This window comes from Staphylococcus sp. HMSC067F07 (genome assembly GCF_001837405.1).
Classification (GTDB): domain Bacteria; phylum Bacillota; class Bacilli; order Staphylococcales; family Staphylococcaceae; genus Staphylococcus; species Staphylococcus capitis.
The window spans coordinates 187751-209431 of the sequence record NZ_KV832234.1 but is presented as its reverse complement, the minus strand read 5'-3'; the positions used below and the strand labels follow the sequence as shown (position 1 = coordinate 209431).

The following is a 21681-nucleotide window of genomic DNA, read 5'->3' as shown; positions in this document are numbered from 1 at the left end:
CTACTAAGGAGGATTTTATTTATGGGTTATGAAAAATCTATAAAAGCTATGGAAACAGCTGAAAATTTAATGCCTGGAGGTGTTAATAGCCCTGTCAGAGCATTTAAATCGGTAGATACACCTGCTATTTTTATGGATCATGCAGACGGTTCTAAAATATATGATATAGATGGCAATGAATACATTGATTATGTACTAAGTTGGGGACCACTAATTTTAGGACATAAAAATAAACGTGTGATAGAAAAGCTTCATGAAGCAGTTGATAACGGTACAAGTTTTGGTGCTTCAACGTTACAAGAAAATAAACTAGCAGAACTCGTGATTGACAGAGTGCCATCAATAGAAAAAGTAAGAATGGTGTCTTCAGGTACTGAAGCTACACTTGATACTCTACGTTTAGCTAGAGGGTATACAGGTCGTAGTAAGATAATTAAGTTTGAAGGTTGCTATCATGGTCATAGTGATTCTTTATTAATTAAAGCTGGTTCTGGCGTAGCTACATTAGGATTACCTGACTCTCCTGGTGTACCAGAGGGAATTGCTAAAAACACAATAACAGTTCCTTATAATGATTTAGAATCATTAAAATTAGCTTTTGAAAAATATGGTGACGATATCGCTGGTGTAATTGTTGAGCCAGTAGCAGGTAATATGGGTGTAGTTCCGCCTTTAGAAGGATTCTTACAAGGTTTACGTGACATTACAAATGAATATGGTTCTTTACTTATTTTTGATGAAGTAATGACTGGTTTCCGCGTAGGATATAATTGTGCTCAAGGTTACTTTGGTGTTACTCCAGACTTAACTTGTTTAGGAAAAGTTATTGGTGGCGGATTACCAGTTGGTGCATTTGGTGGTAAAAAAGAAATTATGGATCAAATAGCTCCAGTAGGAAATATTTATCAAGCTGGAACTCTATCAGGAAATCCTTTAGCAATGACGAGTGGGTATGAAACATTAAGTCAGCTAACTCCTGAGTCTTATGAATATTTTAATGAATTAGGGGACATTCTTGAAAAAGGTCTAAAAGATGTGTTCGCTAAACATAATGTACCTATTACTGTAAATAGAGCAGGCTCAATGATAGGATACTTCCTAAATGAGGGCCCTGTTACTAATTTTGATGAAGCAAATAAAAGTGATTTAGAACTATTTAGTAATATGTATAGAGAAATGGCAAAAGAAGGTGTATTCTTACCGCCATCTCAATTCGAGGGTACTTTCCTTTCAATGGCTCATACTAAAGAGGATATTGAAAAAACAATTCAAGCATTTGATAACGCACTAGGCCGTATTGTATGATAAATTGAACAAAATAAAAAAGATAAATGACTGGGGTGATAGCTATTATCCCAGTCTAAGTTTTGTTAATGTTCTTTTATGAAAGTAGTGAGATAAGATGAATAATATACAGAGAAATAACTTTATTGTCTTAGCATTAGCTATAATAATAAGTTTAATATTGAAGATTTCTCACATACTGTTGCCTTTCATGTTTGGACCAATTATTGCAGCGGTTATTTGTGTGAAAGCATTTAAATTGGAGATCAAATGGCCTTTTTGGTTAAGTCAAATCGGTTTAATATTTCTTGGCGTACAAATTGGTTCTATTTTTACGAAAACAGTGATCGGTGATATAAAAAATGATTGGTTAACAATCATCATAGTAACTGTACTTTTATTAGTCTTAGCATTATTAATAGCTTATTTCTTTAAGAAAATAGCTCAAGTTAATTCGGAAACAGCTATTTTAAGTGTAATTCCAGGTGCATTAAGCCAAATGTTAATTATGGCTGAGGAAGATAAGAAAGCTAATATTTTAGTTGTAAGTTTAACTCAAACATCTCGTATAATATTTGTGGTTATATTAGTTCCGTTGATATCATATTTTTCCCAAGATTCCCATAATACCACTGGGGAACATGTAAGCAAAGCGCCAGCATTGACACATGCTCTTGATTTTTGGCAAATATTCATAATATTTTTAGCTGTAGCAATAGTTTATTTCTTGATGGCGAAAATTAACTTTCCTACTAAACAATTGTTAGCTCCTATATTTGTCTTAATTGTTTGGAATATGACTACAAATTTAAATTTCACTTTAGATAATTGGTTACTCGCATCTGCGCAAGTGATTTATATGATACGTATAGGCCTTCAAATTGCTCATCTACTTAATGATTTAAAAGGTCGTATCGCAGTAGCTATTGCTTTTCAGAATATAATGTTAATTATTTCGGCTTTTATAATGGTGGTTATCATTCATCTTTTCACGCATAATTCAATTAATGAATTATTCTTAGGTGCAGCCCCAGGAGGTATGAGTCAAATAGTTTTAGTAGCTATAGCTACTGGTGCTGATGTAGCAATGATTTCAAGCTATCACATCTTTAGAATTTTCTTCATTCTTTTCTTAGTTGCACCTGTGATTAATTACTTCTTAAAATTTAGAGCGAAATCTCGTTAAATAAATAATAAAACGCATTTCCTAAGTTAATAGGAAATGCGTTTATTTCTATCTAAGAATGACTCGGTTTAACAGGGCATCCTTCAAGATGTGAATCGTATAATCCTGCAGCCTCAAGAAATGAAAATACAGTGACAGGACCTAAAAATTTAAAACCATATTTTTTTAAATCTTTAGAAAGTTGTGTAGCTCTATCATCTACTGTTTTACGATCTCTGGGTTTTTTATAACCCATATTAATAGGTTGATGATTAACATATGACCAAAGAAAATCACTAAAACTTTTATAATCTTTTTCAATTTGTAAGTAACCTCGTGCTTGGCTAACAATAGCTTCTAACTTTTTTCTATTATGAACTATATTAGGAAATTCCATAAGGCGATCAATATCTTTATCAGACATTTTGGCAACCTTTTTTGGTTCGAAATTATAGAATGCTTCTTCATAGGATTCTTTTTTCTTTAAGATGGTAAGCCATGATAAACCGGCATGTTGGGATTCTAAGGCGATTAACTTAAAAAGTTCTTTACTATCATATAAAGGTTGACCCCAAAAATAATCATGATATTCTAAATATGTTTCATCTTTAGTACCAAAGGCGCACTCATTCATAAATTTTACCTCCAATACATTGACTTATTGATGTATCCATTATACTATAAATAAGTAAATGAATATAATGATAGGGAAGAGTAAATTCTAATCATTTCAAAGAGAGCATATGTTTGGTGTGAATATGTAGATGATTTTAATTGAAGGTAGCCCAAAATGAAACTTTCACTGAACAAATGTTCAGTAGGTGAAAGCGTGTGAGAGCGTTAATCTTATACTTAAGTGCTCGAAGAATAAAGTATGTTTAAGTTAAAAGACTTTATTTTTCTTGAATATAGGTGGTACCACGGAACATCCGTCCTATTTTTAGGGTGGATGTTTTTTTATTTTATTAGGAGGTTTTTACATGGAAATGAAACCGAAATACGACCCAAGAGAAGTAGAAGCTGGTCGTTATGAAGAATGGGTAAAAAATGGTTATTTTAAACCATCAGAAGATAAATCGAAAGATACATATACTATTGTTATTCCGCCGCCAAATGTGACGGGAAAATTACATTTAGGACATGCGTGGGACACAACGTTACAAGATATAATTACTCGTATGAAGAGAATGCAAGGATATGATACTTTGTATCTTCCAGGTATGGATCATGCTGGGATAGCTACACAAGCGAAAGTAGAAGCAAAATTAAATGAACAAGGTATTTCAAGACATGAATTAGGTCGAGAAAAATTTCTAGAACAAGCTTGGGATTGGAAAGAGGAATACGCTTCATTTATTAGACAACAATGGGCTAAACTAGGCTTAGGATTGGATTATAGTAGAGAGCGTTTCACTCTTGATGACGGTCTAAGTAAAGCTGTTAGAAAAGTATTTGTTGATTTATATAACAAGGATATAATTTATAGAGGCGAAAGAATTATTAACTGGGATCCTCAAGCTAGAACGGCTTTGTCTGACATTGAAGTTATTCATGAAGATGTGCAAGGTGCATTTTATCACTTTAAATATCCTTACGCAGATGGTGAAGGTTATATTGAAATTGCGACTACCCGTCCCGAGACAATGTTAGGTGATACAGCGATTGTTGTTAACCCTAATGATGAACGTTATAAAGATGTTATTGGTAAAAAAGTAATTTTACCAATTGTTGGTAGAGAATTGCCTATCTTAGCTGATGAATATGTTGATATAGAATTTGGTTCAGGTGCAATGAAAGTCACACCTGCGCATGATCCAAACGACTTTGAAATTGGGCAAAGGCATGATTTAGAAAACATCATAGTAATGGATGAATACGGTAAAATGAATGAGAGATCTGGTAAATATGAAGGTATGGATCGTTTCGAATGTCGTAAACAACTCGTTCAAGATTTAAAAGATCAAGATTTAGTTATTAAGATCGAAGAGCATACGCATTCTGTAGGTCACTCAGAAAGAACAGGTGCAATCGTCGAACCGTATTTATCAACACAATGGTTTGTTAAAATGAAACCTTTAGCTCAAAGAGCACTAGATAACCAAAAAACAGACGACAGAATTGATTTCTTCCCAGGTCGTTTCGAAAACACATTTAATCGTTGGATGGAAGAAATAAGAGATTGGACTATTTCTCGTCAATTATGGTGGGGACATCAGATTCCTGCTTGGTATCATAAAGAAACTGGTGAAATCTACGTAGGGGAAGAAGCACCAAATGACATTGACAATTGGGAGCAAGATGCAGATGTATTAGATACTTGGTTCTCAAGTGCTTTATGGCCATTTTCTACTTTAGGTTGGCCAGATACTGAATCTGAAGACTTTAAACGTTATTATCCAACGAATGCTTTAGTTACAGGTTATGACATTATTTTCTTCTGGGTAGCAAGAATGATATTCCAAGGATTAGAATTCACAGATAGAAGACCATTTAATGATGTTTTACTACACGGTTTAGTAAGAGCTGAAGATGGACGTAAAATGAGTAAGTCATTAGGTAATGGTGTAGACCCAATGGATGTAATTGATGAATATGGTGCAGATAGCTTGAGATACTTTTTAGCTACTGGTTCATCACCAGGTCATGACTTACGCTATTCGACTGAAAAAGTTGAATCTGTATGGAATTTTATAAACAAAATTTGGAACGCTGCGCGCTTTAGTTTAATGAATATTGGTGAAGAGTTTAAAGTAGAAGATATCGATTTATCTGGAAACTTATCGCTTGCTGATAAATGGATTTTAACTCGCCTAAATGAAACAATTAAAACCGTAACAGATTTAAGTGACAAATATGAGTTTGGTGAAGTAGGGCGTGCGCTTTATAACTTTATTTGGGACGAATTCTGTGATTGGTATATTGAAATGAGTAAGATACCAATGAATGGTGATGATGAAGCTCAGAAACAAACTACACGTTCAGTGTTAAGTTATGTTCTTGATAAAATTATGAAGATGTTACATCCATTTATGCCTTTTGTTACAGAAACAATCTGGCAAAGTTTACCTCATGAAGGTGAAACTATAGTTAACGCAGATTGGCCAACTGTTAACTCTGAATATATGTTTGACGAAAGTAAACAAACAATGCAGCAACTTGTTGAAATCATTAAATCTGTTCGTCAATCAAGAGTTGAAGTGAATACGCCACTTTCTAAATCAATACCAATTTTAATTCAAACTAAAGATGATAACGTTAAGCAAACATTGAAAGATAATGCGAGTTATTTACACAAATTCTGTAACCCAAGCGAACTCACTATTGATACAGAAGTTGAAATTCCTGAAAAAGCTATGACATCAGTAGTTGTAGCGGGTAAAGTTGTGTTACCGCTTGAAGGACTTATTGATATGGATAAAGAAATCGCTCGCTTAGAAAAAGAACTAGATAAACTTCAAAGTGAATTAGATAGAGTAGACAAAAAATTATCAAACGAAAACTTTGTAAATAAAGCACCTGAGAAAATTATTAATGAAGAAAAAGAAAAACAACAACATTATCAAGAGAAGTATAATGGTGTTAAATCACGAATCGAACAATTAAAAGCATAGGAGTATGATCATGAATTACCTAGACAGCTTGTATTGGATACATGAAAGATCGAAATTTGGTATTAAACCAGGTGTCAAACGTATGGAATGGATGTTAGAACAATTTAATAATCCTCAAGATAAAATTAGAGGTATACATGTTGGCGGCACCAATGGTAAAGGGTCTACGGTAGCATATCTAAGAACTGCTTTGGTTGAAAATGGTTATGATGTCGGAACCTTTACATCTCCGTTTATAGAAAGTTTTAATGAACGCATTAGTTTAAATGGCACACCAATTACTAATGATGAAATTGTAGATTTAGTTGAGCGTGTTAAACCAGTTAGTGAAGCTTTAGAAAATGAAACAGAACTTGGTGGAGCAACAGAGTTCGAAATTATTACTACTATGATGTTCCTTTACTTCGGTGAAATCCATCCAGTTGATTTCGTTATCATAGAAGCTGGTTTAGGAATTAAACACGATTCAACAAATGTATTTAAACCAATTTTATCAATTTTAACTAGTATTGGATTGGATCATACTGATATTCTTGGGTCAACTTATCTAGATATAGCAAAAGATAAATCAGCAATAATTAAACCATATACACCAGTTATCTATGCTGTGAAAAACGATGAAGCTCTTAAGTATGTGAGAGACTATGCTTTAGAACAAAACGCTAAACCAATTGAGTTAGATAGAGAAGTAACCATCATTTCACAAGATGATGAGTTTACTTACCGATATAAGGATTATGAACTAGAAACTATCATTTTAAATATGATGGGTGAACATCAGAAAGAAAATGCTTCCTTAGCAATTACGGCGCTTATTGAACTTAATGAAGCGGATATTATTGATTTAGATTTTAATAAGATGATTGATGGTATTGAATCTGTAAATTGGACTGGACGTATTGAACAAGTGAAAGAACAGCCGCTTATGGTTATCGATGGTGCACATAATAATGAAAGTGTAGAAGCTTTAATCGATACTATTAAACATTACTATGGTAGAGATAAAATTGATGTACTCTTCTCAGCAATTAAAGGCAAACCAATTAATTCGATGATTCATAATTTAAGTGAAATTGCCTCGCAGTTTTATTTAGCGGATTTCGATTTTCCTAAAGCTTTAACTAAAGAAGAAATTGCTGATGAAACTAATTTAGATAATGTAGAACTTGTAGAAGATTATGTACAGTTTATTGAAAATTACACTGGTGAAGGTTTAATCATCACGGGTAGTTTGTATTTTATAAGCGAAATAAAAGCAAAAATTAAATTTAACTAAATTAAGAAAGAGTAAAATGAGTAGTTATACTAACTTGTTTTACTCTTTTTTTATATGAAAGCCATTAAAATATGGAAATTAAACATAGCCAATAAATAAGTACTCCAATGATAAAATTCCTCTAATTATGCAACTATTTACATTCAAAAGAAATTACTTATAATTATTTTAAAGGAGGATGATAAATGGCTTTACTGGCTTATTCATGTAGTGTGATATTTAGTTTTTTATACCAATTTAGTCACAAGGGTACATTAAAATTTAATTATTTCTTTTCAAGATCCGTTTGTGATCATTGTAATCAAAATGTTAAGCCTTATGACTTATTACCGATTTTGAGCTACATATTACTCAAAGGGCGCGCTCGCTGTTGTCACAAGAAATTACAAATATATTATTTGATAGGGGAAGTTTTAGCGCTTATACCAATATTTTTGTATTACTTTTCACATGGTAATATCAATTTTTCTCATTTCTTATTAACTTTTCTTTTTTTACTCAGTTTCTCTATATACGATATTAACAATCTATCGATCGACATAAGATTGTCCTCAGTCTATGTTATAGTAGCCTTCTTTTGTTCACATTTATATCTTCATACTTTTATAATTACTTTTTTAATTTCGCAATTGTTATATCTAATTCTACGTAAATATATAGGTTACGGAGATATCGTAATTTTTAACATGCTGTCTTTATTCTTACCTTTAAATTTTCTTATTTATTTATGTATGTTTACTTTTATTTTTGGCGGTTTTATATCCATTTTTATAAAACTTTTGATTAATAAAGATTTAAAATATATTCCATTAATTCCTTTTGTCTTCCTCTCTTTCATTTTCAGTTCGCTTTTCTATAATGATTTAAATATTGTATTAGGAGGAACATATTATTGAAAATAAATGAAATGGCAATTTCCGAGAAACCTAGAGAGCGTCTTATGAATTACGGTGCAAAAAGCTTATCAAATGTGGAATTGCTGGCAATACTTATTAATACTGGTAGAAAAGGCTTCTCTAGCATTGATATTGCTAATGAACTTATAAAAAGTCATCATTCTATTAGAGATTTAAAAAAATTATCTATCAATGATTTATTAAAAGTAAAAGGGATTGGATTGTATAAAGCAATTATATTGCAAGCAGCTTTTGAGTTAGGAGAAAGGCTAAATGCATCAAGCACGATAGATAAAGTTAAAATTACTCATCCGAGTGACGTGACTGATTTGATGATGTCTTCTATGAAAGATTTAGATCAGGAACATTTTGTAGTATTACTACTTAATTCAAAAAATATAGTTATAAAACAATCTTGGATCTTTAAAGGAACACTTAATAGTTCGATTATTCATCCACGTGAGGTATTTAATATTGCAATTAGAGAATCCTCTAATGCTATCATTATTGTTCACAACCATCCTTCAGGTGATGTAACACCCTCTAGAGAAGACATTACTACGACTTTACGTTTAAAAGAGTGTGGTGCTATTTTAGGAATTGATGTACTTGATCACATCATCATTGGAGATAATCAATTTACAAGTTTGGTTGAAGCAGGCTATTTTGAGGAGCATTAAAATCAATTAGTTTATATCAGTCACATAGTGTATAATTTTCTTATTAAAAAATAAGGAGATATTTTATATGAGTTTATTTCTAATTTTAGGTATAATCATGCCAGTGGTTTACGTAATAAGACTTAATATCCTAGATAATATAATGACTATTAGACGTGGTTTCATAACGATTATTTTATCGATTATAGGTATAGTTACAGCATCTTTGTTAGGTAGTATAGTAACAAAGCAATTGAATGAATTAATATTTATAATCATTGGAGCTATAATAACAGGTGTATTGTGGGGATTACTTCTAGTGGGGAGTTATATATTAATAAATTGGTTATCTAAATTAATTAAAAAATAATAAAAAGTTAGCTAAAAAACATTGAAGAGGTTTTGAAACATTCACTCACAATGTATAGCTAACTCTTAAATTAATTAACATAAGATATCAAGTTTTGATAGTTATCTAATAGCCAAATTACTCCTTGATACGCCAAATAAATACATAGTAAAACAATCCCTGCAGATATTAAGAAACGTAGTATAGATAGACCAACTCTAAAGAGAAGTACGACTAATAATACTATCAAAATAATAGTTAAGATACTTATCAAATGCTGTCCCTCCTCATCACGTATGCATGTTATATTGCTTATTATAATTCATTTAATGAATGTTAGCATCCGTCTACAGATATAATATTTCTACACCTATAGTCTGATGTAAACTAAAAACATTTAACATATACTTAATTAAATATGATAAGGAGGGCGAATATGAGATTTATATTTAGTATAGTTAAGAATATTATTGCTGTGCTAGCTATTATTGCTATTATTTATATAGCATTGAAGTATGCCCCTTTCCTTAGAGATCAAGAATGGAATCCTTTACATGAAAGTACTAATTATATTCAACAAAATATGCATGATACTCCGGCAAATAACAGACTACCTGCTCAGCCACAAAACGGCAAAAGTTATTCATTAAAAGAAAACGACATCATCAATAATGTCCCTTCTAGTCAAATTAAAAATGTATTTAATATGATTGATAAGAAAGAATTTATGTCAGTATCTGGTATAGGTAGAATGGGCTATAATAATAAATACTTAGCAGGCCAAAGAGGGGACGAATTCATAATATATAAATTTGGTTCAGATTCTATAAGAGTATATAACACAGAGTTTGAAATGCAACAGGATCTAAATAAATTAGGACAACATATAGAGTTAAAACCATCAGAAGCTTTTAAGTAAAAACTGTAAACTATGAATTTGAAATGTATTTTTAAATAAGTTAACCTTTATATATAGATAAATACATTAAAGGTTGGTGTGATTTCTAATGGCTGAACAATCAAAAGAAAAACAAGCTAACGAACAAGCAAAAGCACAAAATCTTTTTGCTCGTTGGAGAAAAGAAGAAACACTATATAGCGAAGACGAAAAGAAAGATAAAAATGATAGCGAAGATGAAACTAAATAAATTTAAGGTCATATTTTATTAAACTACTAACGATAAGGTTAGTAGTTTTTTTATGTATTTAGGCATAATGTTTTTAAAAAGTTTAACATTACTTATTATAAATTTTACCTTTTAGATTAGTTAGTGCTTTATTTCATGTAGTGAGTAATATAAAATATAAAAGGATAATAAATTTAGTCTTATAGAGGTGTTCTGGGTGCTTAATTTTTTCAAAAATAACAAGCTCATTGTTGTTTTATGTGCAATTATCGTTTTTATAGCGTTAATTGGTTTATCCATTCGTTCCCAAAACCAATCACCTCCTGAACAATATGTAGGAGACTCAGTTTCTTTAGGACAAAGAGTTGTGAGTTATCCTATTCATTTTGTAACTGGAGCTATTGGAAATATTTTCAATAATGGTGGATCGAAAGAAGATAAAAATAAAATTAAACAACTTGAGGCAAAGAATCAAAAGTTAGAAACTGAAAATAAAAAGTTTAAAAAAGAATTAGACGTTAAAGATTTATCAAAATATGAGCCTATTTCAACAACAGTGATTGCTAGAAACCCAGATCAGTGGATGAATACAATTGTGATAGACAAGGGTTCTAAATCTGGCATTAAAAATAATATGGCGGTTATGACTTCTGAAGGTTTAGTTGGTAGAGTCACAAAGGTAAATCAATTTTCTGCTCAAGTCGATCTAATTTCCACTCATACGAGAGCAGGTAAACTTTCAGTTAACGTACAACACGGTTCTAAAAATGTTTTTGGTTTGATTGATCATTATGATGCTAAAAACGAAGAATTAGTGATTAGTGATATTAACAACAAAGATAGTGTGAAAAAAGGAGATAAGGTAGTAACCAGTGGCTTAGCTGACCAGTTACCAAGTGATCTTTACATAGGTGAAGTTACAGATGTTGAAAATGATCAATACGGACTTGCCAAAGAGGTAAGAGTTAAGACTGGTGCTGATTTAGCTGACTTAAATCATGTATATGTTGCAAAACGTGATGTGAGCACGATTCCCGATGATGAAAGCAGGGATAACTAATGCGAACGCTTTATTATTTACTAATTGGAGTACTTTTATTTTATATAGATACGGCTATAGGATTAGTTATTCCATTGCATTTCGGTAAAATCGACATTATCTTTGTTCCTCATTTAACTTTAATGTACATATTGATAATGACTGTATATAGAGGTCTTGGTGTATCAATTGTTCTTGCTATCTTTTTCGGAATAGTTACAGATTTATATTTTGGAAGTATATACGGTTTATATATGTTTGGTTACATTATATTAGTTGTGATTGTAGATAAATTCTTTAAAGTGTTTTATCGAGACCATACAATGCTATTTAGCATCGTGTTGTTAAGTACAGTGATACTTGAAATTTATGTAGCAGCCATATATGCAGTAATTGGATTTATTCAATTTGATTTTATTGATTTTATTTTATTCAGATTAATCCCAAAGTTTATAATTAATTTTATCTTATTATTAATTTTATATCCTATCATCATAAAATTTACGCGAAAAATGCAAAACGCAATTGACAGTAAAGCTTAGTGATGGTAAGATGCAGTAGTTGAGTAGTTTCAGGCTACATACAACCGCTCAAATACAGGTTTAAGTACGAAGGCAAATATATTATTTTGTTTGTCTATTCAAGCTAGCTTCATTGTATAGCTCATGAAGGTGTCACCTGTATATGGCGTGACTTATTATATAGGAGGTGCAAAGTATGTTTGCTATTATTGAAACAGGTGGAAAACAAATCAAAGTAGAAGAAGGTCAAGAAATCTTCGTTGAAAAATTAGATGTAAATGAAGGTGACTCCTTCACTTTTGATAAAGTATTATTTGTAGGTGGAGATTCAGTAAAAGTTGGTGCGCCAACTGTTGAAGGTGCGTCAGTTACTGCTACTGTTAACAAACAAGGACGTGGCAAAAAAATCACTGTATTCACTTACAGACGTCGTAAAGACTCAAAACGTAAAAAAGGCCATCGTCAACCATTTACTAAATTAACTATCGATAAAATTAACGCATAATTTTATGATTACTGTTGATATTACAGTTGATGATGAAGGCAAAGTCACAGATGTGATCATGGATGGTCATGCGAATCATGGTGAATATGGTCATGACATTGTCTGTGCTGGTGCCTCAGCAGTTTTATTTGGTAGTGTGAACGCAATTATGGGATTGACATCAGAAAAGCCTGACATCGATTACGATGATGATGGTGGTCATTTTCATATAAGAAGTGTTGATACTAATAACAAAGAAGCGCAATTAATTCTTCAAGCGATGTTAGTTTCTTTACAAACAATTGAAGAAGAATATAATGAGAATATCAGATTAAATTATAAGTGAGGTGTATCCCGATGTTAAAATTAAACTTACAATTCTTCGCATCTAAAAAAGGGGTAAGTTCTACTAAAAACGGACGTGACTCTGAATCTAAACGTTTAGGTGCTAAACGTGCTGACGGTCAATATGTATCAGGTGGTTCAATTCTTTATCGCCAACGTGGTACTAAAATCTACCCTGGTGAAAATGTAGGTCGTGGTGGCGATGATACATTATTCGCTAAAATCGACGGCGTTGTTAAATTTGAACGCAAAGGTCGCGACAAAAAACAAGTTTCTGTATACGCAGTTGCTGAATAATTTTGTCTAGTTAACACCAGAAGTGAATGCTTCTGGTGTTTTATTTTTGTTTAAATTGATATACACATTAAAAATTTTTCTATAAATAGGGATAATGATATAATTATAAGGATGAAAAATTCAGAGTAAAAGAGGTGAGATATATGTTTGTCGATCAAGTCAAAATATCTCTCAAAGCAGGTGATGGAGGTAACGGAATCACTGCTTATCGAAGAGAAAAATATGTACCTTTTGGTGGACCAGCTGGAGGTGACGGTGGTAAAGGTGCCTCAGTTGTATTTGAAGTAGATGAAGGTTTAAGAACACTTTTAGACTTTAGATATCAAAGACACTTTAAAGCTAAAAAAGGTGAAAATGGGCAAAGTAGCAATATGCATGGTAAAAATGCTGAAGACTTAGTATTAAAAGTGCCCCCAGGTACAATTATTAAAAGTGTAGAAACTGAAGAGGTTTTAGCTGACTTAGTTGAAGACGGTCAAAGAGCTATCGTTGTACGTGGGGGCCGTGGTGGTCGTGGTAACTCACGTTTTGCTACTCCACGTAATCCAGCACCCGATTTCAGCGAAAATGGTGAGCCCGGTGAGGAACTAGATGTAACCTTAGAACTTAAATTATTAGCGGATGTCGGTTTAGTTGGTTTCCCTAGTGTTGGTAAATCTACGTTATTATCTATTGTTTCAAAAGCAAAACCTAAAATCGGAGCTTATCATTTTACTACGATTAAGCCAAACTTAGGTGTAGTTTCTACGCCAGACAGTAGAAGTTTTGTTATGGCTGATTTACCTGGTCTTATAGAAGGTGCTTCAGATGGCGTTGGTCTAGGTCATCAATTTTTAAGACATGTAGAACGAACTAAAGTGATTGTTCACATGATAGATATGAGTGGTTCTGAAGGAAGAGATCCTATTGAAGACTATAAAATCATCAATCAAGAACTTGTTAATTATAAGCAACGACTTGAAGATCGCCCACAGATTGTAGTGGCTAATAAAATGGACATTCCTGACGCTAAAGATAATTTAGAACTTTTTAAAGAGGAAGTTGGCGAAGATATTACAATTGTTCCGGTATCAACTATCACACGAGATAACATAGATCAATTGTTGTATCTCATTGCTGATAAACTAGAAGAAGTTAAAGATGTTGACTTCTCAGTTGAAGAAGATGAAAATATAGGCGTCAATCGTGTTTTATATAAACACACGCCTTCCCAAGATGCATTTACAATTACTAGAGACGACGATGGTGCTTATGTAGTAAGTGGTAATGCAATTGAAAGAATGTTCAAAATGACTGATTTCAATAGCGATCCTGCCGTTCGTCGATTCGCAAGACAAATGCGTTCTATGGGTATTGATGATGCGTTAAGAGAAAGAGGATGTAGTAATGGAGATATCGTTAGAATTCTAGGTGGAGAATTTGAATTTGTCGAATAGGAGTGTAGACTATGGACAATAAAGACTATAGAAAGTTTTATTTAATTAGAGAAGATGTATTACCTGAATCTGTTGTTAAAACTTTGAAAGTTAAAGATGCTTTAAAAAACAATCCTGAATTGTCCATTTATGATGCAGTTAAACAGTTCAACTTATCCCGTAGTGCCTTTTATAAATATAGGGAAACTATATTTCCTGTAGATGAAAAGATGCTAGATCATAGGGAGTTTACACTCATTTTATATGTTAATGATATAGTAGGAATGTTAGCACAAGTATTAAATACAATTTCAAGACTTCAATTATCTGTATTAACGATACATCAAAGTGTACCTATGGAAGATAAAGCTACGATTACTTTATCACTTAACGCTCAATCATCCTATCTCTCAATTGATGATGTAGTCAATACACTTAGAGAAATAGAGCATGTTTCAAAAGTTGAGTTAATTAGTATGAGTATGTAAAGGGAGTGCCAACATGTATGCTTATGTAAAAGGGACATTAACGCAATTATTTCCAACTCATGTAGTGGTTGAAACTTCAGGAATAGGTTATGAAATTCAAACACCTAATTCTTATCGTTTTCAAAAATATTTAAATCAAGATGTACAAATTTTCACTTCTTTGATTGTTAGAGAAGATGCACAATTGTTGTATGGATTCATTAGTGAAGAAGAGAAAGATATGTTTCATAGTTTAATTAAAGTTACGGGAATTGGTCCCAAGTCAGCTTTAGCTATTTTAGCAGCTAGTTCTCCAAATGAAGTGAAAAGAGCAATTGAAAATGAAAATGATGCTTATCTAACTCAGTTCCCTGGCATTGGTAAAAAAACGGCCAGACAAATCGTATTAGATTTAAAAGGTAAAGTCACCATTACTGAGGAAGATTCAGAATCATTGCTTCAAGTCGATGTTAATAATAATGAACAAAGTCAAGTTGTTAAAGAAGCTATGTTAGCATTAGAAGCATTAGGATACTCAAAACGTGAACTTTCTAAGGTTGAAAAAGTGTTAAACAAGCAAAGTGTATCTAGTGTAGACGAAGCTGTAAAATTAGGCTTACAAACGTTAGTTTCTTAATAAATAGAGTATGTATCTTATGGAGGCACGAATATGGATAAAAGAATGGTCGATCAACAATTTCATAATGAAGATTCGGATTTCGAATTATCATTGAGACCTACTAAACTCAAACAATATATTGGTCAAACCTCTATTAAAAGTAATTTAGAAGTGTTTATTAAAGCTGCTAAATTAAGAGAAGAACCTCTCGATCATGTGCTTTTATTCGGGCCACCAGGATTAGGTAAAACAACACTTTCAAATATTATAGCTAATGAAATGGAAGTTAATATACGTACAATCTCAGGTCCTTCATTAGAAAGACCTGGAGATTTAGCTGCAATTCTTTCAGGACTACAGCCAGGTGATGTGCTTTTCATAGATGAAATTCATAGATTAAGTAGTGTCGTTGAAGAGGTACTCTATCCAGCAATGGAGGATTTCTTTTTAGATATTATTATTGGTAAAGGTGACGAGGCACGTAGTATTAGAATAGATTTACCACCATTTACACTAGTGGGTGCTACAACCAGAGCAGGTAGTTTAACAGGACCGTTAAGAGATAGATTTGGGGTGCACTTGAGACTTGAGTATTATAACGAAAATGATCTCAAAGAAATAATTACTCGAACTGCAGATGTACTTGGTACTGGTATTGATGAAGAGAGTGCTTTAGAATTAGCTCGACGTTCTCGTGGTACACCAAGAGTAGCAAATCGTTTATTGAAACGTGTTAGAGACTTTCAGCAAGTCAATGAAGATGATCAAATTTATATTGAAACAACAAAAAGAGCATTACAATTACTTCAAGTTGATAAAGAAGGTTTAGATTATATAGATCATAAAATGATGAACTGTATTATCAATCAATATAATGGTGGCCCGGTTGGTTTAGATACAATTGCTGTATCTATAGGTGAAGAGCGCATTACTATTGAAGATGTTTATGAACCATTTTTAATACAAAAAGGCTTTTTAGAGCGAACACCACGTGGACGAAAAGCGACGCCTTTCGCTTACGAGCATTTTAATAATACGAATGAAAAGAGGGAGTAAGTTGAATATTGAAGAATTTGACTATCATTTGCCAGAATCTTTAATAGCTCAAACACCTTTAAAAAATAGAGACCAAAGTCGTTTGCTTGTGCTTCAAAGAGAGACTGGTAAAATGACTCACCTCCATTTTAAAGATGTCATTGATTATTTAAATCCTGGAGATACACTGGTTTTAAATGATACGCGAGTGATGCCCGCAAGACTATTTGGCTTAAAAGAGGAAACTGGCGCTAAAGTAGAAATGCTTATGCTTACTCAAATTGAGGGAAACGATTGGGAAGTATTGCTAAAACCTGCTAAAAGAATCAAGGTGGGTAATCGCTTATCATTTGGCGACGGAAAAATTGTTGCTGAATGTATTAAAGAATTAGAACAAGGTGGACGTATTATGCGTCTACACTATGATGGTATTTTACAAGAACGACTTGATGAGCTTGGTGAGATGCCTTTACCTCCATACATTAAAGAACGTCTTGATGATCCAGATAGGTATCAAACTGTATACGCTAAAGAAAGTGGTTCTGCTGCAGCTCCAACTGCAGGGTTACATTTTACGGATGATTTATTAAATCAAATTAAGCAAAAAGGGGTCAATATCGCTTTTATAACATTGCATGTAGGGTTAGGCACGTTCAGACCAGTTAGCGTTGATAACATTGATGATCACGAAATGCACAGCGAATATTATCAAATGACTCAAGAAACTGCTGATTTACTTAATCAAACAAAGGCCAAAGGTAAAAGAATAATTTCGGTGGGAACAACATCTACACGTACTTTAGAAACTATTAGAAGAGACCACGAGCAATTTGTTGAAAAAAGTGGCTGGACGGATATATTTATTTATCCTGGATTTGAATATAAAGCGATTGATGGATTAATTACTAATTTTCATCTACCTAAATCTACATTAGTAATGCTAGTTTCAGCATTTAGTACTAGAGAAAATATTTTAAATGCATATCATAAAGCGGTAGAAATGGAGTACAGATTCTTCAGTTTTGGAGATGCAATGTTAATTATTTAAAGAAGAATGTGAGGTTTAAAGTATGCCTGCGGTAATTTATGAGCATATTAAAACATGTAAACAATCAGGGGCAAGATTAGGTATTGTACATACACCACATGGTTCATTTGAGACACCGATGTTTATGCCTGTGGGAACAAAAGCTACAGTTAAAACGATGAGCCCTGAAGAACTTAAAGATATTGAAGCAAAAATCATTTTGGGCAACACATATCATTTGTGGCTACAACCTGGAAATGATATCATCAAGCATGCTGGGGGCCTACATCAATTCATGAATTGGGATGGTCCGATTTTAACAGACTCTGGTGGATTTCAAGTTTTCAGTTTGAGTAATTTGCGTAAAATAACTGAAGAGGGCGTTGAATTTAGACATCATACTAACGGTTCTAAACTTTTCCTTAGCCCTGAAAAGTCTATGCAAATACAAAATGATTTAGGTTCAGATATCATGATGGCGTTTGATGAATGTCCGCCCATGCCATCTGAATACGATTATGTTAAAAACTCTATTGAAAGAACCACACGCTGGGCAGAAAGATGTTTAAAAGCGCATCAACGTCCCGAAGATCAAGCATTGTTCGGTATTATTCAAGGTGGAGAATACAAAGATTTACGTGAGCAAAGTGCGAAAGAGCTTGTTGACCTTGATTTTCCTGGTTATGCTATCGGAGGTCTGTCTGTGGGAGAACCGAAGCCAGTTATGTATGACATGGTTGAACATACCGAACAATTTATGCCGAAAGATAAACCTAGATATCTTATGGGGGTAGGCTCACCTGATGCATTAATAGAGTGTAGCATCAGAGGCATGGATATGTTTGATTGCGTGCTTCCTACTAGAATCGCTCGAAATGGTACATGTATGACTTCAAAAGGTCGTGTAGTTATCAAAAATGCAAAATATGCAGATGACCTTGGACCATTAGATGATAATTGTGACTGTTATACTTGTCGTAATTATTCAAGAGCATATATTAGACATTTAATCAAAGCGGAAGAAACTTTTGGTATCCGTCTTACTACTATTCATAATTTACATTTTCTGCTAAAATTAATGGAAGATATAAGACAAGCCATTCGAGAAGACCGTCTTTTAGACTTTAAAGATGCGTTCTTTGAACAGTATGGATTAAATGTAGAGAACCCTAAGAACTTTTAAAAGGAGAATTTGACAATGGGCCAATTCACATCATTGATTTTACCAATTTTATTATTGGTATTAATGTGGTTCTTTTTAATCAGACCACAACAAAAACGTGCTAAAGAGCATCGTGAAATGATTAGCCGTGTAGAATCAGGACAAAAGGTTACTACAATAGGCGGTATTAAAGGTACTGTTAAATCTGTTGATGAAACAACAGTTGTCATTACAGTAAATGGTCATGGTACGGAAATGACTTTCGAGAAACCAGCCATCAAACAAGTTGACCCTTCATAATATGAGGTCAGTTTTAATTAAAAGTGGGACTCTTTAAAAGGAGTTCCACTTTTTTTATATACAAATCATTATGTTAAATTTGTTTAAAAGTTTTAAATTAAGCCAATAATTTCACTATTGAGTGTAGTATGTTAATATAGATAGGTCGTTAGAGTGAACGTAATATCATTTTAACTTGCATGATAAAATAATCATCGAGTATGCTAAATACATAAGTAAATAATGAGGTGTTCATGTGAAGAAAACTAGTAGATTAATTGCATTCATACTACTTGTGGCTCTTCTTTTTACAGGAATGGGACTTACATATAAGAATGTAGTTAAAAATGTTAATTTAGGACTTGATTTACAAGGTGGTTTCGAAGTACTTTATCAAGTTAATCCTTTAGATAAAGGAGAAAAGATAGACAAGAAAGCACTTCAAGCAACATCAAGAACACTCGAAAACCGAGTTAATGTTCTAGGTGTTTCAGAACCTAAAATTCAAATTGAAGATCCTAACCGTATACGTGTTCAATTAGCTGGTATTAAGGACCAAGCTCAAGCACGTAAATTGTTATCTACGCAAGCGAATTTAACAATTAGGGACGCTCAAGACCATGTTTTAATGTCTGGTTCAGATATCAAACAAGGTTCAGCCAAACAAGAATTTAAACAAGAAACTAATCAACCAACAGTAACATTTAAGGTTAAAAGCAAAGAAAAATTCAAAAAGGTTACTGAAAAGATTTCAAAAAAACGTGACAATGTTATGGTTGTCTGGATGGACTATAAAAAGGGTGATAGTTACAAGAAAGAGGCTAAGAAGCAACAAGAAGGTAAAGACCCTAAATATGTTTCTGCCGCAAACGTAGATCAGCCAATTAATTCAGATAGCGTCGAAATTTCCGGTGGTTTCAATGGTAAAAAAGGTGTTAAAGAAGCTAAACAAATCGCTGAATTACTAAATGCCGGTTCGTTACCTGTAGATCTTAAAGAAATTTATTCTAATTCAGTTGGCGCACAATTTGGTCAAGATGCTCTAGATAAAACAATATTCGCTTCATTTATCGGTGTAGGAATAATTTATCTATTTATGCTAGGCTTCTACAGATTACCAGGTTTAGTAGCAATTATTGCATTGACTACTTACATTTACCTAACATTAGTTGCATTTAACTTTATTTCTGGTGTGTTAACATTACCGGGACTTGCCGCACTTGTGCTTGGTGTAGGTATGGCTGTTGATGCTAACATTATTATGTATGAGCGGATTAAAGACGAACTAAGAATAGGTCGAACGCTCAAGCAGGCATATTCTAAAGCAAATAAAAGTTCATTCCTAACAATCTTTGACTCAAACTTAACAACTGTTATTGCTGCAGCTGTGCTGTTCTTCTTCGGTGAGAGCTCAGTTAAAGGTTTCGCGACGATGTTACTATTAGGTATTCTAATGATATTCGTTACAGCTGTCTTCTTGTCACGTGGACTATTATCATTATTAGTATCATCTAACTTCTTTAAGAAAAAATATTGGTTATTTGGAGTTAAGAAAAAAGATCGCCATGACATTAATGAAGGTAAAGATGTTCATGACCTTAAAACATCATTTGAAAAGTGGAATTTCGTTAAGTTAGCAAAACCGCTTATCGCGTTAAGTATTTTAATCGTCATAGTTGGTTTAGTTATTTTATCAATTTTTAAACTTAATTTAGGTATTGATTTCTCTTCTGGTACAAGAGCAGATATTGAGACAAATCAATCACTCACTCAAGGTAAAGTCGAAAAAGCTGTTAAAGATGTCGGCTTATCGCCAGACCAAGTTCAAATTAATGGCAGCGGTCATAAAAATGCTACTGTACAATTCAAGAAAAATTTAACAAGGGCAGAAGATAACAAGCTAAGTGATAAGATGAAATCAGAGTTTGGTGATACACCACAAATTAACTCAGTATCACCATTAATCGGTCAAGAACTCGCTAAAAATGCTATGACAGCGTTAATCCTAGCTTCAATAGGTATTATTATTTATGTATCACTTCGATTTGAATGGCGAATGGGCTTATCTGCAGTACTTGCGTTATTACATGACGTATTTATAATCGTAGCAGTATTTAGTTTATTTAGATTAGAAGTTGACTTAACATTTATCGCAGCTGTATTAACAATTGTAGGTTATTCTATTAATGATACAATTGTTACTTTCGACCGTGTTCGAGAAAACTTGCATAAGGTTAAGGTGGTTACGTCACCTGAGCAAATTGATGATATTGTTAATAGATCAATTAGACAAACAATGACACGTTCAATTAATACGGTCTTAACGGTTGTAGTTGTAGTTGTTGCTATACTCATCTTTGGTGCACCAACTATATTTAACTTCTCATTAGCGTTATTAATTGGTTTAATCTCAGGAGTATTCTCTTCTGTATTTATCGCTGTACCGCTTTGGGGTATCATGAAAAAACGTCAATTGAAGAAATCTCCAAACAGTAAATTAACGGTTTATAAAGAGAAAAAATCAAATGATGAAAAAATCTTAGTTTAATCTATTAGTTAACTGTCAATTAAGTATTTAATACTTGATTGACAGTTTTTTTGTTGAAATTATTTAATCCTTAACG

The 21681-nt window shown here is 32.8% G+C and carries 24 protein-coding genes and 2 other annotated features; of the genes, 22 read left to right on the top strand and 2 right to left on the bottom strand.

Annotated elements, in window-relative coordinates; all coding sequences use genetic code 11:
• Positions 1–21: 21 nt before the first annotated feature.
• Complete coding sequence (gene hemL / locus HMPREF2706_RS04295; protein WP_002435979.1) at positions 22–1305, top strand: glutamate-1-semialdehyde 2,1-aminomutase; 1284 nt, start codon at positions 22–24, stop codon at positions 1303–1305.
• Between the two features lie 97 nt (positions 1306–1402).
• Positions 1403–2470 (top strand): AbrB family transcriptional regulator, encoded by a 1068-nt coding sequence (locus HMPREF2706_RS04290; RefSeq protein ID WP_070862210.1) that lies wholly within the window; start codon positions 1403–1405, stop codon positions 2468–2470.
• Between the two features lie 52 nt (positions 2471–2522).
• On the opposite strand, the gene HMPREF2706_RS04285 is transcribed toward HMPREF2706_RS04290, so the two are convergent.
• The gene (locus tag HMPREF2706_RS04285; protein ID WP_023350138.1) at positions 2523–3083 is read right to left on the bottom strand and encodes a DNA-3-methyladenine glycosylase I; all 561 of its coding nucleotides are present in this window, start codon (positions 3081–3083) and stop codon (positions 2523–2525) included.
• A gap of 58 nt (positions 3084–3141) precedes the next feature.
• Positions 3142–3389 (top strand) — a binding site (T-box leader).
• 40 nt (positions 3390–3429) lie between these two features.
• Here HMPREF2706_RS04285 and HMPREF2706_RS04280 point away from each other — a divergent pair.
• The 5 genes from HMPREF2706_RS04280 (at position 3430) to HMPREF2706_RS04265 (ending at position 9261) form a co-directional block, all read left to right on the top strand.
• Positions 3430–6060, top strand: a complete 2631-nt coding sequence (locus tag HMPREF2706_RS04280; RefSeq protein ID WP_002469671.1) for a valine--tRNA ligase — start codon at positions 3430–3432, stop codon at positions 6058–6060.
• Positions 6061–6070: 10 nt separating this feature from the next.
• The gene (locus HMPREF2706_RS04275; RefSeq protein WP_030061502.1) at positions 6071–7336 is read left to right on the top strand and encodes a bifunctional folylpolyglutamate synthase/dihydrofolate synthase; all 1266 of its coding nucleotides are present in this window, start codon (positions 6071–6073) and stop codon (positions 7334–7336) included.
• A 185-nt stretch (positions 7337–7521) separates the two neighbouring features.
• A complete protein-coding gene (locus tag HMPREF2706_RS11860; protein WP_083319927.1) occupies positions 7522–8232 on the top strand; it encodes a prepilin peptidase in 711 nt (236 codons plus the stop codon).
• Entirely contained in the window at positions 8229–8912 is a 684-nt protein-coding gene (gene radC, locus HMPREF2706_RS04270) for a RadC family protein (protein ID WP_070862209.1), read from the top strand. The genes HMPREF2706_RS11860 and radC overlap by 4 nt, the downstream gene beginning before the upstream one ends.
• A gap of 67 nt (positions 8913–8979) precedes the next feature.
• Entirely contained in the window at positions 8980–9261 is a 282-nt protein-coding gene (locus tag HMPREF2706_RS04265; RefSeq protein WP_049427491.1) for a hypothetical protein, read from the top strand.
• A 70-nt stretch (positions 9262–9331) separates the two neighbouring features.
• Here HMPREF2706_RS04265 and HMPREF2706_RS11855 read toward each other — a convergent pair whose 3' ends face one another.
• Complete coding sequence (locus HMPREF2706_RS11855) at positions 9332–9511, bottom strand: hypothetical protein (protein WP_037560643.1); 180 nt, start codon at positions 9509–9511, stop codon at positions 9332–9334.
• A 165-nt stretch (positions 9512–9676) separates the two neighbouring features.
• Between HMPREF2706_RS11855 and HMPREF2706_RS04260 the strand changes: the two genes are divergently transcribed.
• From HMPREF2706_RS04260 to secDF, 15 genes are all read left to right on the top strand, one after another.
• Complete coding sequence (locus HMPREF2706_RS04260; RefSeq protein WP_002436062.1) at positions 9677–10159, top strand: DUF4930 family protein; 483 nt, start codon at positions 9677–9679, stop codon at positions 10157–10159.
• An 88-nt stretch (positions 10160–10247) separates the two neighbouring features.
• Positions 10248–10388 (top strand): hypothetical protein, encoded by a 141-nt coding sequence (locus HMPREF2706_RS12070; protein WP_002436055.1) that lies wholly within the window; start codon positions 10248–10250, stop codon positions 10386–10388.
• Between the two features lie 196 nt (positions 10389–10584).
• A complete protein-coding gene (gene mreC / locus HMPREF2706_RS04255) occupies positions 10585–11427 on the top strand; it encodes a rod shape-determining protein MreC (protein ID WP_030064686.1) in 843 nt (280 codons plus the stop codon).
• Complete coding sequence (mreD, locus tag HMPREF2706_RS04250) at positions 11427–11948, top strand: rod shape-determining protein MreD (protein WP_070862208.1); 522 nt, start codon at positions 11427–11429, stop codon at positions 11946–11948. Before mreC ends, mreD begins: the two co-directional genes overlap by 1 nt.
• Before the next feature lie 32 nt (positions 11949–11980).
• Positions 11981–12111, top strand: a sequence feature (ribosomal protein L21 leader region).
• A gap of 12 nt (positions 12112–12123) precedes the next feature.
• Positions 12124–12432 (top strand): 50S ribosomal protein L21, encoded by a 309-nt coding sequence (rplU, locus tag HMPREF2706_RS04245; protein ID WP_002436008.1) that lies wholly within the window; start codon positions 12124–12126, stop codon positions 12430–12432.
• Positions 12433–12436: 4 nt separating this feature from the next.
• On the top strand, positions 12437–12757 hold the full coding sequence (locus HMPREF2706_RS04240) for a ribosomal-processing cysteine protease Prp (RefSeq protein WP_002436010.1): 321 nt from the start codon (positions 12437–12439) through the stop codon (positions 12755–12757).
• 11 nt (positions 12758–12768) lie between these two features.
• A complete protein-coding gene (rpmA, locus tag HMPREF2706_RS04235; RefSeq protein ID WP_001830822.1) occupies positions 12769–13053 on the top strand; it encodes a 50S ribosomal protein L27 in 285 nt (94 codons plus the stop codon).
• 143 nt (positions 13054–13196) lie between these two features.
• Positions 13197–14489 carry a GTPase ObgE gene (gene obgE / locus HMPREF2706_RS04230; RefSeq protein ID WP_070862207.1) on the top strand — a complete coding sequence of 431 codons (1293 nt, stop codon included), beginning with the start codon at positions 13197–13199 and terminating at the stop codon, positions 14487–14489.
• 11 nt (positions 14490–14500) lie between these two features.
• Positions 14501–14956, top strand: coding sequence for an ACT domain-containing protein (locus HMPREF2706_RS04225; RefSeq protein WP_002436060.1), 456 nt, complete (start codon positions 14501–14503; stop codon positions 14954–14956).
• 13 nt (positions 14957–14969) lie between these two features.
• The gene (gene ruvA, locus HMPREF2706_RS04220; protein ID WP_002436096.1) at positions 14970–15572 is read left to right on the top strand and encodes a Holliday junction branch migration protein RuvA; all 603 of its coding nucleotides are present in this window, start codon (positions 14970–14972) and stop codon (positions 15570–15572) included.
• A 33-nt stretch (positions 15573–15605) separates the two neighbouring features.
• A complete protein-coding gene (gene ruvB, locus HMPREF2706_RS04215; protein WP_002436053.1) occupies positions 15606–16610 on the top strand; it encodes a Holliday junction branch migration DNA helicase RuvB in 1005 nt (334 codons plus the stop codon).
• Between the two features lies 1 nt (position 16611).
• A complete protein-coding gene (gene queA / locus HMPREF2706_RS04210) occupies positions 16612–17637 on the top strand; it encodes a tRNA preQ1(34) S-adenosylmethionine ribosyltransferase-isomerase QueA (RefSeq protein WP_002436078.1) in 1026 nt (341 codons plus the stop codon).
• Between the two features lie 22 nt (positions 17638–17659).
• On the top strand, positions 17660–18799 hold the full coding sequence (tgt, locus tag HMPREF2706_RS04205; protein ID WP_049427500.1) for a tRNA guanosine(34) transglycosylase Tgt: 1140 nt from the start codon (positions 17660–17662) through the stop codon (positions 18797–18799).
• 15 nt (positions 18800–18814) lie between these two features.
• A complete protein-coding gene (yajC, locus tag HMPREF2706_RS04200; RefSeq protein ID WP_002436110.1) occupies positions 18815–19078 on the top strand; it encodes a preprotein translocase subunit YajC in 264 nt (87 codons plus the stop codon).
• 235 nt (positions 19079–19313) lie between these two features.
• Positions 19314–21605 carry a protein translocase subunit SecDF gene (gene secDF / locus HMPREF2706_RS04195; RefSeq protein ID WP_023350151.1) on the top strand — a complete coding sequence of 764 codons (2292 nt, stop codon included), beginning with the start codon at positions 19314–19316 and terminating at the stop codon, positions 21603–21605.
• The last annotated feature ends 76 nt before the right edge of the window (positions 21606–21681 follow it).